A 14,327-nucleotide genomic window follows, 5' to 3' on the forward strand; every position below is an offset into this window, starting at 1 on the left:
AGGAGTTGCTCGCCCGCCTCGTGTCGGGAGCCGCGGACCAAGGCGCCGTCCAGGCGTGGGGCCGTGAACATGGTTCGGAACGGACACCCGGGCGGCGGATGCGGCAAGCGCTGTTGCGGGACTGGGCGGGCCAGTCGCCCCCGTCACCGTGACAGCCGCCGGTCGGCACCCCCGTCGGTGGCAGGGCCATCAGGGTGGTCGCGGGCCGTGTCGGGCGTCGGGCGCGGACCCCGGTGGCCATGCTGGGCCAGGAACGACGGCACCCTCACCGGCGACAAGGAGCACGGCATGCCGGCAGATTCGGTCGGACGATTCCTGGCGGCGCTGGACCCGGAGCACCGCAGGGCCGTCGGCGCCCGGCCCGACGCGGAACAGACACGTCTCGCGGCGGCCTGGGAGCGGGAGCTCGAAGCGGACGACGAGCTCGACACCCTCGACGAGCTGTCCCCGGCGGCGGCCGAGGCGGAGGCCGCCCGCCGGGTCATGGAGCGCGAGTCCGAGTAGCGCGTCGCGCGCGGATCGACCGGCGCCCTTCGCCGCTCACTCCGTGCCGGGCCACCCGAAGGTCGTGACGACCGCCGCGTGGTCCGACGGCCACGCGTTCTGCGCCACGTCGGGCCAGAGCCGTGGCGTGCCGGCCACGTACGTGCGTGAGTCGAGGACACGCAGGCCCCGGTGGAGGACGTAGTCGATCCGGTCCTGCGGTTCGGGCCGGCCGCTGCCGTCCTCGTGCAGGGCGTGGATCGGCGACCAGGTGTGGCCGGGCACGGCGAGCGGATCGGGGTGCGCCTCGCGATAGGAGTCGCGCAGGCCCGCCTCCTCGGCGGCGCGCGTCACCGGCCACGGCACGTCCCGCCGGTCGAGGTGCGAGGGGCAGTTGAAGTCGCCGACCAGCACCACGGGCACGCCGTCGTCGCCCGCCCGCGCGATCCACCGCAGTGCCTCGCGCATCTGGGCCAGCCGGACCTCCTCGTGCGCGATCAGCGCGGCCGCGCCGAGCCCGTCGAAGGCCGCCTCGTACGGCCCGTACGGCGTGTAGTGCAGGTGCGCCGTCCACACGTCCACCTCGCGGCCGGGGCCTGCCTCGATCCGCACACCCGTCGCTCCGTAGAAGCCGACGTCGGGGTCGCCGTGGCGGGCCGTGACGGGGTGGCGGCTGATGATGCCGAGGTTCTCGCCGGCGGTGTGGTGGTGCCAGCCGAGAGCATCGGCGAGTTCGCGGGCGGCGGTTGCGGCGGTCTCCTGGAGCCCGACGACGTCGGCACCGGTGTCGAGGACGGCCTTGATCTGCTTGGCGCGGTGGTCGTCGACCCTGGCGCCGCCGAGCCAGAGATTCCAGCTCATCACCCGCAGTCGCGCTCCGGTGGGCGCCGTGGGCGGCTCGGCCGACGGCGTCGCCGCCGCCTGAAGTGCGACGTCGGCGGGGGCCACGACCGCCGTCGCGGCCGCCGTCCCGCCGGTTGTCCTGCCCCCCGTCCCGCCGGTCGTCCCGCCCGTCCTCTTGTCCGTCCCCGTGTCCGGGAGCGCCGCCACGCCGACGTGCCCCCGTACCACCATCGCCTCCAGTTCCTCGGTGGTCACCCCCACCAGGCTCTCGCGCACGATCCGTCCCGGCGCCGCCGCGATCGGTGCCAGCGACGGGACGGCCAGCACCGCGCAGCCGGCCGCCTCGGCGGAGGTGACACCGGTCTGGGTGTCCTCGACGGCGACGCAGGCGGCGGGTTCCGCGCCGAGGGCGTGACAGGCGGCCAGATAGGGGTCGGGGGCCGGCTTGCTGACGGCGGTGTCGTCCGCGGTGACGGCCACCGCGAACCGCTCGGCACCGAGCGCGTCGAGGACGGTGCCGGCGACGGCCCGTGGGGAGGCGGTGACCAGCGCGGTGGGCACGCCGTCCCGCGCCAGCGCGTCCAGCAGGTCGAGCGCGCCGGGCCGGGGCACGATGCCGGTCCGCACGCGCTCGGCGAACTCCCGGTGCAGGGTGGAGGACAGGTCGGCGACGGGACGGCCGGTGGCGCTGGCGAGCCATGCGGCCGTGTGCTCCACCGTCCGGCCCAGCACCTCGGGCCGGTCGGCTTCGGTCAGCGGTCGCCCGGCGACGTGTTCCACCGCCTCCCACCACAGTCGCTCGGTGTCGACGAGCGTGCCGTCCATGTCGAACAGGACAGCCTGGAGGGGGAGGCGGGGGTGGGGGGTCACGTGTGTGTTCTCTTTCCGTTGGTGTCGATCACCGGTGGTCGGCCACCGGCGGACGTTCGACTGCGGGGGGGGGTGTCAACTGTCCTTGCGATCGGCCACCAGCACGGGGCGTTCCGGCAGTGACACGCCGACGGCGACGCCGGTACCGAGCCCGGCCGCGTCGTGCGCGGCCAGGTCGGCCTTCACCTCGGTGCCGTCGGCGAGCCGCACCGTCATACGGACGACGGCGCCGAGGAACGCCGTGGCGACGACGCGTGCGCTCGCGCCGTCGTCGGCGCTCACCCGGACGGCCTCGGGCCGTACCAGCACGTCCACGTCCGTCGCGTCGCCGGCCGGCAGCGGACCGTCGACCGGCAGCCGCTGCCCGAGCACCTCGACGTCGGTGCCCTTCAGCGTCCCCGGGATCCGGCTCATCGTGCCGACGAACTCGGCCACGAAGGCGGTCGCGGGGCGGCCGTACAACTCGGCCGGTTCGGCGCACTGTTCGAGGCGGCCGGCCCGCATCACGGCGACCCGGTCGGCGACGGACAGCGCCTCCTCCTGGTCGTGCGTGACGAACAGGGTGGTGATGCCGAGTTCCTGCTGGAGCCGGCGGATCTCCTCGCGCAGCGACAGCCGCACCTTGGCGTCGAGCGCGGAGAGCGGCTCGTCCAGGAGCAGCACCCGGGGGCGCAGCGCGAGCGCCCGGGCCAGCGCGATCCGCTGCTGCTGGCCGCCGGACAGCTGGTGCGGGAAGCGTTCGCCCTTGTCGGCGAGTCCGACCAGCTCCAGCAGTTCGGCGGCGCGGGCCCGGCGTTCGGCGGTGCGGACCTTGGCGATCCGCAGTCCGAAGGCCACGTTGTCGAGCGCGTTGAGGTGGGGGAAGAGGCTGTAGGACTGGAAGACCATCCCGGCGTCCCGGCGATGGGCCGGGATCCGGGTGACGTCGCGGCCGTCGACGAGCACCGCGCCGGAGTCCGGATGCTCGAAGCCGGCGAGCATGCGCAGCGCGGTGGTCTTGCCGCAGCCGGACGGGCCGAGCAGGGCCAGGAACTCACCGGGCCGGACGGTCAGATCGAGTCCGTCGAGCGCGACGGTGGGCCCGAACTGCCGCCGTAGGCCGCGGAATTCGACAGTGGCCGCCTGGGTCGCGGCGGCCTTCTCAACAGTGGTGGCGGTCATGGTTCATCCCCGGGATGCGGTACGGGTGCGTCCGCCGGCACCGGCGAGCGCGAGAAGCAGGACCCATGTCACGAGCAGACTGAGCACGGACACGGCGACGGAGAGCTGGGCCTGGGAGCCGCTGACGTTCACGATCCACACCGCGAAGGGCTGGAAGCCCAGCAGTTGCGCCACCGTGAACTCGCCGAGCACCAGGGCGAGGGTGAGGAACGAGGCGTTGAGGAGCGCGCCGCGCAGATTCGGCAGGACGGCCCGGACGAGGGCCTGCGGCCAGCCGGCACCGCAGGAGCGCGCGGCCTCGACGAGGGTGGGTACGTCGACCGCGCGCAGGCCGGCGTCCAGTGCCCGGTGGACGAAGGGCAGGGCCATCACGACGTACGCCAGGACCAGCACGAACGGGAAGTCCGGGTTCTGGATCGCGACGAACGTCTGGAACAGCGGCGTACGCGACAGGTGCTCGGGCCCCCACTTCAGCACGGTCCCGATGCCCGCGACGAACGCGATCGGCGGGACCACCAGCGGCAGCGAGCAGACCACCTCGACGACCGGCCGCAGCCGGGGTGCGGCGAGCCGCAGCGCGACCATGGCGGGCACCATCAGCAGCAGGACGATCGCGATGGTGGCGGCGGCCAGTCCCAGCGAGAGCAGCAGGCTGGAGACGAAGCCCTCCGTGGAGAAGATCTGCGTGTACGCGTCGAAGGTGATGCCCCGGCCGGGCACGTCCACCGTGAAGACGACGGACGCGGCCATCGGCACCAGGAAGTACAGTCCGGCGAGGCCGAGCACGCCCCACCGCCACAGGTTCAGGCGAGCCATCGGGCACTCCGGCGTTGCAGGGGCAGGTACACGGCCATGACGAGGCCTGCGACGAGGACCATGTCGAGGCTGAGGGCGAGAGCCACGTTCTCCTGGCCGACGAGCACGTTGCCGGAGATGGCATCGGCGATCTGCAGGGTGACGAGGGGAACGGAGCTGCCCACCATGGCCGCCGCGGTGGCGTACGCCGCGAAGGCGCTGCCGAACAGCAGCACCAGACCGCCGAGCAGCGACGGCAGCAGCACCGGCAGCGCCACGTACCGCCAGTACTGCACCGTGGTGGCGCCGTTGTTCTGCGCGGCCTCGCGCCACTGTGCGCGCAGCCCGTCGAGGGCAGGCGTGATGGTGAGCACCATCAGCGGGATGAGGAAGTACAGGTAGACGAGGACCAGTCCCCAGAAGCTGTACAGGTCCCAGCCCGTGCCGCCCAGGCCCAGGTGCCGGGTCAGCACACCGGCGTTGCCGAGGGTGGCCACGAAGGCGAAGGCGAGCGGGACGCCGCCGAAGTTGGCGAGCACTCCGGACGCGGTCAGCACGGCCTCGCGCAGTGCGGGGAACCGGGAGGTCACCACTGCCTGGGCGATCGGCAGTCCCAGTACGGCCCCGAGGGCGGCGGTGACCGCCGACAGCTTGACGCTGCCGAGGAGCGCGGTGAGGTAGGCGCCCTGGAGGGAGGTCGACAGGTTCTCGGTCGTGTACGACGTCGCGCCGGTCGCCAGGTCCTTCACGGTGAAGGCGCCGTTCAGCATGGCGACGGCGGGCAGTCCGAACGCGATCGCGGTGAAGACGAGCAGCGGGAGGACGGCGAGCCATCCGGGGGCGTGGCGCCGCCGCTTCGGGGAAGCGACGGGCGCCACGTCCGCGCGCGTGAGCGTGGCGGTCATCCGGAGACGGCCTTCGCCCAGCCCTCGGCCAGCACGGTCTTGGCCTTGTTCTGCTGCTCCTCGGTCGGGAAGGCCGGCGTGCCGGAGACCTCGGGCAGCTTGGCGGCGGCGGTCTTGTCGAGGGTGCCGGCCTTCTCCATGGCGGGCATCAGCGCGGGCCGCGCGTATCCCTGGAGCCACAGGTTCTGGCCCTCGGTGCTGTAGAGGTACTCCTGCCACAGCCGGGCGGCCGCCGGATGCGGGGCGTCCTTGTTGATGGCCTGCGAGTAGTACTGGGAGAACTGGCCGTCGGACGGGACGTTGACCTGCCAGTCGACGCCCTTGGACTGGAACTCCTCGGCGTAACCGGCGTTGAGGTAGTCCCAGTCGATGCTGATCGGCGTCTCGCCCTTCTCGACCGTGGCCGGGGTGGACTCGACGGGGGTGTAGTTGCCGTTCTTCTTCAGCTCGGCGAAGAAGTCCAGGCCGGGCTGGATGTCGTCGAACGAGCCGCCGCCCGCCAGCGCCGCCGCGTAGACGCCGCCGAAGGCCGAACCCGACTTGGTGGGGTTGCCGTTCAGCGCGACCTGGCCCTTGTACTGCGGCTTGAGGAGGTCCTTGAACGTGGTCGGGCACTCCTTGACGCGCTTGGCGTCGCAGCCGATGGAGATGTAGCCGCCGTAGTCGTTGTACCAGCGGGCCTGCGCGTCCTTCTGCGTCTTGGGGATGTCGTCGAAGGCCTCCACCTCGTACGGGGCGAGCAGGCCCTGCTGGGCGGCGCTGATGGCGAAGGAGGAGCCGAGGTCGAGGACGTCCGGCGCGCGGTCCTGGCCCTTGCGGGAGGTGACGGCGTTGATCTCGTCCTGGCTGGAGCCGTCGGGGTTCTCGACCTCGATCTTGATGCCGTACTTCTTCTGGAAGGCGTCGATGAGGGCGCCGTAGTTGGCCCAGTCGCGGGGCAGCGCGATGGCGTGCAGCGTGCCCTCCTTCTTCGCGGCTTCGACCAGCTTTTCCATGCCGCCGAAGTCGGCGGCGGAGGTGGCGGTTGCGGCGGACTTGCCGTCCGCCGAGGTGGACGCGTCGTCGGGAGCGGCGCCACAGGCGCTCAGGGCGAGCACGGCGACGACGGTGAGGGCGCCGCCGAGAACGGCTGATCGCGGCAGGGACACGGACACGGTCTCTCCAGGGGTGCGCACAAGGGTGGGTGCTGCGGGGTGAGGTGCCGCGGATCATTCCGCGGCGAGAACTTGTCTGAACAAGTCGGCCTCAGTACGCCCGCTGAGAATGACCTGAAAGTGAACGAGAACCGAACCATGCCCCCCAGTTGCCTGCACAATCCCGGCCGGCGCCGATCACGTCGAACATCGATTAGGCTGCGTAAGCTGCATAAGCTGTGCACACCAACTACCTCAGAGGGGCGGCATGACGGCGCGACACGAGGAGATCGCCGAGGCGCTGCGACGCGCGATCGACCGCGAGGAGTACGCGGTCGGCGGGCGGCTGCCCTCCGAGACGGAACTCGCCGCGCAGTACGCCGTCTCGCGCGGCACCGTCCGGCAGGCGGTCGCGAGCCTCACCGCCGAGGGGCTGATCGGCTCCCGCCAGGGCGCCCGCCGGGTGGTGCTCGCCAGCCGCCGCAGCCAGAGCTTCGCCGAACTGCGCAGCTTCGCCCAGTGGGCGCGCGCGATGGGCCGCGAGGCGACGGGCCGGGTGGTCGAGCAGCAGCTCCGGCCGGCCACGACCGAGGACGCGGTCCGGCTCCAACTCCCCGAGGGGACCGAGGTGTTGCACGTGCTGCGGGTGCGCGGACTGGACGGCGAACCGGTGCTCCTGGAGCGCACGGTGTACGCCGACTGGATCGCCCCGGCGGTGCGGTCGATCGAGCCGGACTGCGCGTCGGTCACCCAGCGGCTCTTCGAGGACACGGGCCTGGTCTTCGCCTACGGCGAGCACATCATCGACGCCGTCGCCGCCGGGGCGCAGGACGCCGACCTCCTCGGCATCCGCCGCACCGGCCCGCTGCTGCGGGTGCGACGGGTGACGACGACACACGAGGGCCGCCCGGTGGAGTGGTCCGACGACCGCTACCGCTCGGACGCGGTGAGCTTCAGCGTGCACAACTCCATCGGCAACAACGCCCTCGCCCGCAAGAGCGTGGACTGACGTCCGGCGGACGTCACGGAGCCGGCACCGCCCACGGATCACCCTGACGGCGCCTCCTTCGCATGCCTTTCGGGGATGCCGGGCAGAGGAGACGTTGTTCCGTAACCGCACCTTCAGGGGGAGTCCACGTGTCCGCATCGGTAAGTGACCCGGTCGCCTCACCGGAGGGCGGGGACGGTACTCCGCTACGGCGTGCCATCGGGCCCAAACTGCTGCTGCTGTTCGTGATCGGCGACATCCTCGGCACCGGCATCTACGCCACCACCGGACAGGTCGCCGGCAAGGTCGGAGGGGCGCTGTGGCTGCCGTTCGTCATCGGGTTCTTCGTGGCGATCCTGACGGCGGCCTCGTACGTGGAACTCGTCGGGAAGTACCCGAAGGCGGCCGGGGCCGCGCTGTACACCCAGAAGGCCTTCAAGGTGCCGTTCCTGACCTTCATCGTCGCCTTCATGGTCATGTGCTCGGGCCTCTCCTCGGCGAGCGCGGCGGCACGTGCCTTCAGCGGTGACTACTTCGCCGAGTTCACCGACTTCTTCCCGCCCACGCTCATCGCGATCCTCTTCATCCTCGCCCTCGCGGCCCTGGCGCTTCGCGGGGTGTCCGAGTCGGTGAAGACCAACATGGTCCTCACCCTGGTGGAACTGACCGGCCTGCTCATCATCCTGGCGATCGGCGCGTGGGCGGTGCTGAGCGGCGACGGCGAGCCGTCCCGGCTCGGCGAGTTCCAGGCGGAGGGCAGCGGGTACGCGCTGATCACCAGCGTGCTCGGCGCGACCGCCCTCGGCTTCTTCGCCTTCGTCGGCTTCGAGGACTCCGTCAACATGGCCGAGGAGACCAAGGATCCGGTACGTGCCTTTCCGCGGGCCATCTTCATCGGCGTCGCCGTCACCGGGACCATCTACGTGCTGGTCGCCCTGGTCTCCTCGCTGCTCGTCGACCACCGCGTGCTGCAGGGCTCCAGCGGCCCGCTGCTGGAGGTCGTCAAGGCCGGCGGTCTGAACTTCCCGCCGAAACTCTTCGCGCTGATCGCCCTGTTCGCGGTCACCAACTCGGCCCTCATCAACATCATGATGGCCTCCCGGCTGTGCTACGGCATGGCCAACGAGCGCATCCTGCCGCGCGCCCTCGGCCGAGTCCTTCCGCAGCGCCGCACCCCGGTCGTCGGCATCGTCTTCGTGTCGCTGCTCGCCATCGGCCTGGTCTCCACCGGGGAGATCGCGGGCCTCGGCGACACCACGGCCTTCCTGCTGCTGTGCGTCTTCGCCGTCGTCAACATCGCCGTCCTGGTCCTGCGCCGCGACCGCGTCGAGCACCGGCACTTCCGCACACCTACGGCGCTGCCGGTGCTGGGCGCCATCACCTGCCTGATCCTGGCCAGCCCCCTGTCGGACCGCCCCGCGGACGTCTACATCCGGGCGGGTGTGCTGCTGGCCCTCGGTGTCGCCCTGTGGGGGCTGAACAAGTGGGTGATGAGGTCGCGGGGCGAGGAGGAAGCCGCCTGATCAGGGAGCGTCCGACGGCACGGGACGCTCGTCGTGACCGGCGGAGGCGGTCTCCCCCTCGTCCAGGGACATGTCCTTGGTCTCCTTGCCGAGCAGGAGCGCGGTCAGCGTGAGCACGGCCATCGCGGAGAGGTAGACACCGACCAGCCACGGCGAGCCGTCGCCGGTCTCCCACAGGGCCACCGCGATGAACGGCGCGACGGCCGCCCCGAGGATCGAGCTGACGTTGTAGGAGATACCGGACCCGGTGTAGCGCACGCTGGTGGGGAAGAGCTCGGGCAGCAGCGCGCCCATCGGACCGAACGTCATGCCCATCAAGGTGAAGCCGAGCACGAGCCACAGCACCACGCCGAGCGTGCCCAGGTCGATCAGCGGCACCCAGACCAGCCCGAAGACCACGATCGCGGCCGTCACCCAGATCAGGGTCGTGCGCCGTCCGTACCGGTCGGCGAGCGGCCCGGAGATCAGGGTGAACGCGGCGAAGAACAGCACACCGAAGATCATCATCAGCACGAACGTGGTGTAGCTGTAGCCGAGGCCCGGCACGGCCGCGTCCTTCGCGGTGCGTCCGAAGCTCAACGAGAACGTGGTCATCAGGTAGAAGAGCACATACGTCGCCAGCATGATGAACGTGCCGAGGATCAACTGCCTCCAGTGGCCGCGGACCACGGTGGCCAGCGGCAGCTTGCGCACCTTCCCGGTCTCGCGGGTCCTGGTGAAGACCGCGGACTCCACGAGCCGCGACCGCACCCACAGGCCGATCACGACCATCACGGCGGAGAACAGGAACGGGATCCGCCAGCCCCAGCTGACGAAGGCGTCGGAGGGCTGCGTGGGGTCGGCGCCCGCCGCCGACGGCAGCAGCGCACCGATGACCAGGAAGAGTCCGTTGCCGATGATGAAGCCGAGCGGCGCGCCCAGCTGCGGGAAGGTGCCGTACAGGGCACGCCTGCCGCGGGGGGCGTTCTCGGTGGCGACCAGCGCGGCACCGCTCCACTCGCCGCCGAGCGCGAAGCCCTGCGCGAGCCGCATCAGCACCAGCAGCGCGGTGGCGATCCAGCCGGCCTGGGCGTAGGTGGGCAGGGCGCCGATGAGGAACGTGGCGATGCCCATGGTCAGCAGGGAGATGACCAGGGTCCGCTTGCGCCCCAGCCGGTCGCCGAGGTGCCCGAAGAAGACTGCCCCGATCGGGCGCGCGACCATCGCGGCGCCGAAGACCGCGAAGGACGCCAGCAGGGCCGTGGTGGGGTCGCTGCTCGGGAAGAAGAGGGACGGGAAGACCAGCACGGCGGCGGTCGCGTAGATGTAGAAGTCGTAGAACTCGATCGTCGTGCCGATGAGGCTGGCGACGAGGACGCGGGACCTCGGATTGACGGGCGTCTGAGGTGTGCCGGTGGCTGGTGCGGGCATTGCTCGGTCTTTCGTGCGAGGTGCGGAGCGGTCGCGTGCGCCCGAACCTCCGCGACAGGCCCCCCTCGCCGACAGACCGTGCGAAGCGTACGGACACCTCCACGTTCTCAGGGGTCTTACCTGCCGGAAAATCGATACCGCGATGTGAGACACCGGGATCCCGTGGCGCCGGGAAGCTTCGACCGCGGTCGTACGATGTCCCCAACGGATCGAGTCACCCCAAGGAGCCGCCATGGCCCGCCCCCGTGCCGCCGCCCGGACGATCGAGCACCCCGACATCTCCGAGGTCGCGCTGCAGCAGGTGCTGGAGGCGCTGGGGGACCCGGTGCGCCGGATGCTGGTGTCCCAGCTGACCCGGTCGGACGGCGACATGGCCTGCGGCGCCTTCGAGGCGCCCGTCTCCACGTCGACCCTGACCCACCACTTCAACGTCCTGCGTGAATCCGGCGTGATACGGCAGTACTACGTGGGCACCGCGAAGATGAACACGCTGCGCACGGACGAGCTGGAGGAACGCTTCCCCGGCGTGCTCTCGTCGGTCGTGGCCGCGTCCCTCGCGGAGGCGGGAGCCGTCTGATCCATATACTTCGATGGGTCTCAAAGTTTGACGCCAATCGAAGTAAGGGCCAGGATGGTGGCTGCGGACACCGGGCTGAAGCGGTGTCCTCCACCCGACCCTCCTCCTGGAACGGATCCACCATGGCTAGGCGTGTGCAGTTCGACCGACTGGGCGGCCCCGAGGTTCTCACCCTCCGCGACGTGGAGACGGCCGCCCCGGGCGCGGGGGAGGTGCGGATCCGCGTCGACGCGATCGGCCTGAACCGCGCCGAGATCATGTACCGCGAGGGCAGCTACTTCGACAGGCCGCGCTTCCCCTCCGGTCTCGGCTACGAGGCCGCGGGTGTGATCGACGCGGTCGGCGCTGGCGTGGACGCCTTCACCGAAGGCGACCTGGTCGCCGTGGTGCCTGCGTTCCTGCAGAGCGAGTACGGCACCTACGGCGATCACGTCGTCGTCCCGGCCGCCGCCGTCGTTCCCCGCCCCGCGGACGTCGACGCCGTACGGGCCGCGGCCGTGTGGATGGCCTACATCACCGCCTACGGCCCCCTCGTCGAGTCGGGCGAGGTGCGTCCCGGCGACCACGTCCTGATCACCGCCGCCTCCAGCAGCGTCGGGCTCGCCGCCCTCCAAATGGCCCGCCACGTCGGCGCGATCCCCGTCGCGACCACACGGGGCAAGGGCAAGAGGCAGCGCCTGCTGGACGCCGGCGCGGCCCATGTGATCGTCACCGACGAGGAGGACCTCCCCGCCCGCATCGAGGACATCACCGGCGGCGCGGGCGTCCGGCTGGCGTTCGACCCGATCGCGGGACCCGGCGTCGAGACCCTCGCCCAGGGCATCGCCCCCGGCGGCAGCCTCGTGGTGTACGGCGCCCTCGACCCCCGACCCACCCCGCTGCCGAACGCGCGGTCCTATCCGGCGCTGACCACCCGGACGTACACGCTCTTCGAGATCACCACCGACCCGGAGCGGCTGCGCCGCGCGGTGGCGTTCGTCGGCGCGGGCCTGGCCTCGGGCTCGTTCGTCCCGGTCGTCGACCGCACCTTCGACCTCGCCGACATCGCCGAGGCCCACCGCTACATGGAGAGCAACGGCCAGGTCGGCAAGATCGTCGTCACGGTCACCCACCCCACCGCCGTCTCCTGACCCCGGACGCCGCCGTTCCTACCGGGCGGGAACGGGGAGGAGCATGCAACTGCTCGTGGCGTGGGCGAGGAGGCGGTCGCGGGCGTCGAACAGCTCCGCCTGCGCGAGGGCGGTGCGGCGGCCCTGGCTGAGCACGGTGCCCACGGCGCGCACCTTGCCGGTGTCCACGGTGATCGGGCGCAGGAACTTCAGGGTCAGGTCGAGCGAGGTGTAGCCCATGCCCGCGGGCAGGACGGACTGCACGGCGCAGCCGGCGGCGGAGTCGAGCAGCGTCGCGTAGACGCCTCCGTGGACGCTGCCGATGGGGTTGTAGTGCTCCTCGCCCGGTTCCATCACGAAGACCGCGCGACCCGCCTCGACCTCCTCCAGGCCGAAGCCGAGGGTCGCGGCGATGGGCGGGGCGGGCAGCCGACCGGCCAGCACGTCCTGCAGGAACTCCAGGCCGCTCGCCCGCCCGACCGCCGCCGCGGACACCTGGGGGTCCTCCCATTCGAACGTGCGTGACCTGACCATGGGGGACCCCTCCGTGAACAACTGACTATGGAATGCGAAGCTAGCTAGCCGTACCTCTGGATGTCAATGCCGAAGCCAGCCTACGATGGGCGCATGACCTGGCTGGAGACCAGTACCGAGAACTGCACGGTGCAGCGCACCCTCGAACTCGTCGGCGAGAAGTGGTCGCTGCTGGTGCTGCGCGACGCCATGAACGGCGTGCGCCGCTTCGACGACTTCCGCCGCCACATGGGGCTGTCCGAGGCGGTGCTGGCGGACCGTCTGCGCAAGCTGGTGAACGCCCAGATCCTGGAGACCAGACCGTACCGCGAACCCGGCAGCCGGACACGGTACGAGTACCGGCTCACGCCCAAGGGCTGGGACCTGTGGCCCGCGATGCTCGCGCTCAAGCAGTGGGGGGACCGTTACACCGCCGATCCCGAAGGGCCGCCCCTCGAAGTCCGCCACCGTGACTGCGGCGAGGCGGTGGAGGCGGTGATCGTCTGTCCGGGCGGCCATGGCGCGCTCACTCCCTGGGACGCCTGCACCCACCCCGGAGCCTCCGCCCGCGTGCCGCGCTGAACCCACGATCGCGCGGCTGTGACGTGCGCGGGGACGGCGAGCCCGTCCCCGCGCGACGGTGCGTCAGTCCACCACCCAGCCGGCCACCGCACCCGCCGGTCGTGCGAGTGCTGAACCGAAGTTGTCCTCCACCTCCGCCTTCTCCGCCGCGTCGGGATAAGGGTTCGTGCAGGACACGCCCGCGCTGGACCCCGACATGAGGCTCGTGCAGGGGCCGGGCTTTCGGTCCGGAAGGCCCAGGATGTGGCCCAGTTCGTGCGCCGATATCCGGACCGTGTCGTAACCCTGGTTCACGGCCTGCCGTCCGATGTAGACGGTGCCGTTGCCGAGCGAGGTGGTCAGGGCCCGGGGCCAGCCGTTGTCGGCCAGGACGCGGATGTTCGCGCGTTGCCCGGACGCGGCCGGACGCAGCTCGACGCCGTCCACGCTCTCGTTCCAGATGGCCGCGCCCCGGTCGACGGCGGCCCTGAACTCGGCGGACGCGGCGGCGTCGTAGGTGACGACGCGCGCCGCGGGGGCCGGCGCGGCGGCGTACGCCTGACCCGCGGTGGCGAGGGTGGCCGCGAAGGTGGCGGCGAGGATGGGGACGAACGTGCGTGCGTGCAAGGTCGGCCTCCTGTGGGGGAAGGTGGGCGTGTTCATGCCACGTTCTGCTGGGCACCCTGCCCGTCCCCGCCGACCGCCAATCCCTCAATCCGCCCCGCCGGCCCTGCCGTCGGCGTCGCCACGTCACACGAGATGGGCGAAGACCACCAGGTTCTCCGTGTAGTCCTTCACCGAGTGGTCGTAGTCCCCGGCGCAGGTGATGAGCCGGACCTCGGGGCGATCCGTGTCGGCGTACACCCGCTGGTCCGGGAAGTCGTCCTTGGCGAAGGTCTCCGTGTCGTCCACGACGAAGTCCGCCTTGCGCCCGTCGGCCCGGTCCACGGAGAAGCGGTCGCCGGGCCGGAGTGCGTAGAGCTCGGCGAAGACGGCCGCCGAGGTGGCCGTGTCGACGTGCCCGGCGATGATCGAGGCCCCCGCCTCACCAGGTGACACGCCCTTGGCGTACCAGCCGACGAGATTGGTGTCGGCCGCGGGCGGCGGCTCCAGCTGGCCCGTGTCACCGACCGAGAGCGAGGTGAAGGGCGCGTCCACGGAGATGCTCGGGATGAGCAGCCGGACCGGGGTGGAGCGAGGCAGCGGCCGCGCGCTCCGCCCGGCGTCCGTGGACGCGGCGGAGGAGCCCGGGGTACGGGAGGACTGCGGGGTGGAGTCGGGCTGCTGATGGTCTCCGAACACGCTGACGGCGATGATGATGATCGCCACGCCCCACAGGGTCAGTCGTCCGCCACGGCCGGGGTGCTGACCGTCCGTCGCCCGCTCGGAAGGGGGCGCGGAGGGGGGACCAGCTGTCATCGGGCAACACCTCACTCGGGCACGACAGCACGGGCTT

15 protein-coding genes are annotated in these 14,327 nt (G+C 71.4%); 6 read left to right on the forward strand and 9 right to left on the reverse strand.

Features of this window, described 5'->3' with window-relative positions:
* The first annotated feature begins 288 nt into the window (after positions 1–288).
* On the forward strand, positions 289–504 hold the full coding sequence (locus ACZ7LV_RS02185) for a hypothetical protein (RefSeq protein WP_471934881.1): 216 nt from the start codon (positions 289–291) through the stop codon (positions 502–504).
* A gap of 36 nt (positions 505–540) precedes the next feature.
* Here ACZ7LV_RS02185 and ACZ7LV_RS02190 read toward each other — a convergent pair whose 3' ends face one another.
* The 5 genes from ACZ7LV_RS02190 to ACZ7LV_RS02210 all read right to left on the reverse strand — a co-directional run bounded on the left by ACZ7LV_RS02190 (position 541) and on the right by ACZ7LV_RS02210 (position 6,211).
* Positions 541–2,196, reverse strand: a complete 1,656-nt coding sequence (locus ACZ7LV_RS02190; protein ID WP_471934882.1) for an HAD-IA family hydrolase — start codon at positions 2,194–2,196, stop codon at positions 541–543.
* 75 nt (positions 2,197–2,271) lie between these two features.
* A complete protein-coding gene (locus ACZ7LV_RS02195) occupies positions 2,272–3,357 on the reverse strand; it encodes an ABC transporter ATP-binding protein (protein ID WP_471934883.1) in 1,086 nt (361 codons plus the stop codon).
* A gap of 3 nt (positions 3,358–3,360) precedes the next feature.
* Positions 3,361–4,173, reverse strand: a complete 813-nt coding sequence (locus ACZ7LV_RS02200) for an ABC transporter permease (RefSeq protein WP_471934884.1) — start codon at positions 4,171–4,173, stop codon at positions 3,361–3,363.
* Positions 4,161–5,057: an ABC transporter permease gene (locus ACZ7LV_RS02205; protein ID WP_471934885.1), complete on the reverse strand. Its 897-nt coding sequence runs from the start codon at positions 5,055–5,057 to the stop codon at positions 4,161–4,163. The genes ACZ7LV_RS02200 and ACZ7LV_RS02205 overlap by 13 nt, the downstream gene beginning before the upstream one ends.
* Positions 5,054–6,211 carry an ABC transporter substrate-binding protein gene (locus tag ACZ7LV_RS02210; protein WP_471934886.1) on the reverse strand — a complete coding sequence of 386 codons (1,158 nt, stop codon included), beginning with the start codon at positions 6,209–6,211 and terminating at the stop codon, positions 5,054–5,056. Before ACZ7LV_RS02210 ends, ACZ7LV_RS02205 begins: the two co-directional genes overlap by 4 nt.
* A 247-nt stretch (positions 6,212–6,458) precedes the next feature.
* On the opposite strand from ACZ7LV_RS02210, the gene ACZ7LV_RS02215 reads away from it, so the two are divergent.
* Together ACZ7LV_RS02215 and ACZ7LV_RS02220 are read left to right on the forward strand one after the other, a co-directional pair.
* Positions 6,459–7,199: a GntR family transcriptional regulator gene (locus ACZ7LV_RS02215; RefSeq protein ID WP_471934887.1), complete on the forward strand. Its 741-nt coding sequence runs from the start codon at positions 6,459–6,461 to the stop codon at positions 7,197–7,199.
* A gap of 128 nt (positions 7,200–7,327) precedes the next feature.
* A complete protein-coding gene (locus ACZ7LV_RS02220) occupies positions 7,328–8,701 on the forward strand; it encodes an APC family permease (protein ID WP_471934888.1) in 1,374 nt (457 codons plus the stop codon).
* On the opposite strand, the gene ACZ7LV_RS02225 is transcribed toward ACZ7LV_RS02220, so the two are convergent.
* Positions 8,702–10,111 carry an MFS transporter gene (locus ACZ7LV_RS02225; protein WP_471934889.1) on the reverse strand — a complete coding sequence of 470 codons (1,410 nt, stop codon included), beginning with the start codon at positions 10,109–10,111 and terminating at the stop codon, positions 8,702–8,704.
* A gap of 232 nt (positions 10,112–10,343) precedes the next feature.
* On the opposite strand from ACZ7LV_RS02225, the gene ACZ7LV_RS02230 reads away from it, so the two are divergent.
* Both ACZ7LV_RS02230 and ACZ7LV_RS02235 read left to right on the forward strand, forming a co-directional pair.
* Positions 10,344–10,688, forward strand: a complete 345-nt coding sequence (locus tag ACZ7LV_RS02230) for an ArsR/SmtB family transcription factor (protein ID WP_471934890.1) — start codon at positions 10,344–10,346, stop codon at positions 10,686–10,688.
* A gap of 122 nt (positions 10,689–10,810) precedes the next feature.
* Entirely contained in the window at positions 10,811–11,818 is a 1,008-nt protein-coding gene (locus tag ACZ7LV_RS02235) for a zinc-dependent alcohol dehydrogenase family protein (RefSeq protein ID WP_471934891.1), read from the forward strand.
* 18 nt (positions 11,819–11,836) lie between these two features.
* Here the strand turns inward: ACZ7LV_RS02235 and ACZ7LV_RS02240 are convergent, their stop codons facing one another.
* On the reverse strand, positions 11,837–12,331 hold the full coding sequence (locus tag ACZ7LV_RS02240) for a PaaI family thioesterase (RefSeq protein WP_471934892.1): 495 nt from the start codon (positions 12,329–12,331) through the stop codon (positions 11,837–11,839).
* 93 nt (positions 12,332–12,424) lie between these two features.
* On the opposite strand from ACZ7LV_RS02240, the gene ACZ7LV_RS02245 reads away from it, so the two are divergent.
* Entirely contained in the window at positions 12,425–12,892 is a 468-nt protein-coding gene (locus tag ACZ7LV_RS02245) for a winged helix-turn-helix transcriptional regulator (protein ID WP_471934893.1), read from the forward strand.
* Between the two features lie 63 nt (positions 12,893–12,955).
* Here ACZ7LV_RS02245 and ACZ7LV_RS02250 read toward each other — a convergent pair whose 3' ends face one another.
* A complete protein-coding gene (locus tag ACZ7LV_RS02250; RefSeq protein WP_471934894.1) occupies positions 12,956–13,498 on the reverse strand; it encodes a snapalysin family zinc-dependent metalloprotease in 543 nt (180 codons plus the stop codon).
* A gap of 123 nt (positions 13,499–13,621) precedes the next feature.
* Positions 13,622–14,290 (reverse strand): class F sortase, encoded by a 669-nt coding sequence (locus ACZ7LV_RS02255; protein ID WP_471934895.1) that lies wholly within the window; start codon positions 14,288–14,290, stop codon positions 13,622–13,624.
* Positions 14,291–14,327: the final 37 nt, after the last annotated feature.

The sequence above is a fragment of the Streptomyces sp. NPDC107562 genome (genome assembly GCF_055657325.1).

What these genes read in the sequence shown, in the direction of transcription:
- ACZ7LV_RS02185 (WP_471934881.1), top strand. Translation starts at nt 289, where the DNA reads ATGCCGGCAGATTCGGTCGGACGATTCCTGGCGGCGCTGGACCCGGAG.
- ACZ7LV_RS02195 (WP_471934883.1), bottom strand. Translation starts at nt 3,357, where the DNA reads ATGACCGCCACCACTGTTGAGAAGGCCGCCGCGACCCAGGCGGCCACT.
- ACZ7LV_RS02200 (WP_471934884.1), bottom strand. Translation starts at nt 4,173, where the DNA reads ATGGCTCGCCTGAACCTGTGGCGGTGGGGCGTGCTCGGCCTCGCCGGA.
- ACZ7LV_RS02205 (WP_471934885.1), bottom strand. Translation starts at nt 5,057, where the DNA reads ATGACCGCCACGCTCACGCGCGCGGACGTGGCGCCCGTCGCTTCCCCG.
- ACZ7LV_RS02215 (WP_471934887.1), top strand. Translation starts at nt 6,459, where the DNA reads ATGACGGCGCGACACGAGGAGATCGCCGAGGCGCTGCGACGCGCGATC.
- ACZ7LV_RS02225 (WP_471934889.1), bottom strand. Translation starts at nt 10,111, where the DNA reads ATGCCCGCACCAGCCACCGGCACACCTCAGACGCCCGTCAATCCGAGG.
- ACZ7LV_RS02230 (WP_471934890.1), top strand. Translation starts at nt 10,344, where the DNA reads ATGGCCCGCCCCCGTGCCGCCGCCCGGACGATCGAGCACCCCGACATC.
- ACZ7LV_RS02235 (WP_471934891.1), top strand. Translation starts at nt 10,811, where the DNA reads ATGGCTAGGCGTGTGCAGTTCGACCGACTGGGCGGCCCCGAGGTTCTC.
- ACZ7LV_RS02240 (WP_471934892.1), bottom strand. Translation starts at nt 12,331, where the DNA reads ATGGTCAGGTCACGCACGTTCGAATGGGAGGACCCCCAGGTGTCCGCG.
- ACZ7LV_RS02245 (WP_471934893.1), top strand. Translation starts at nt 12,425, where the DNA reads ATGACCTGGCTGGAGACCAGTACCGAGAACTGCACGGTGCAGCGCACC.
- ACZ7LV_RS02255 (WP_471934895.1), bottom strand. Translation starts at nt 14,290, where the DNA reads ATGACAGCTGGTCCCCCCTCCGCGCCCCCTTCCGAGCGGGCGACGGAC.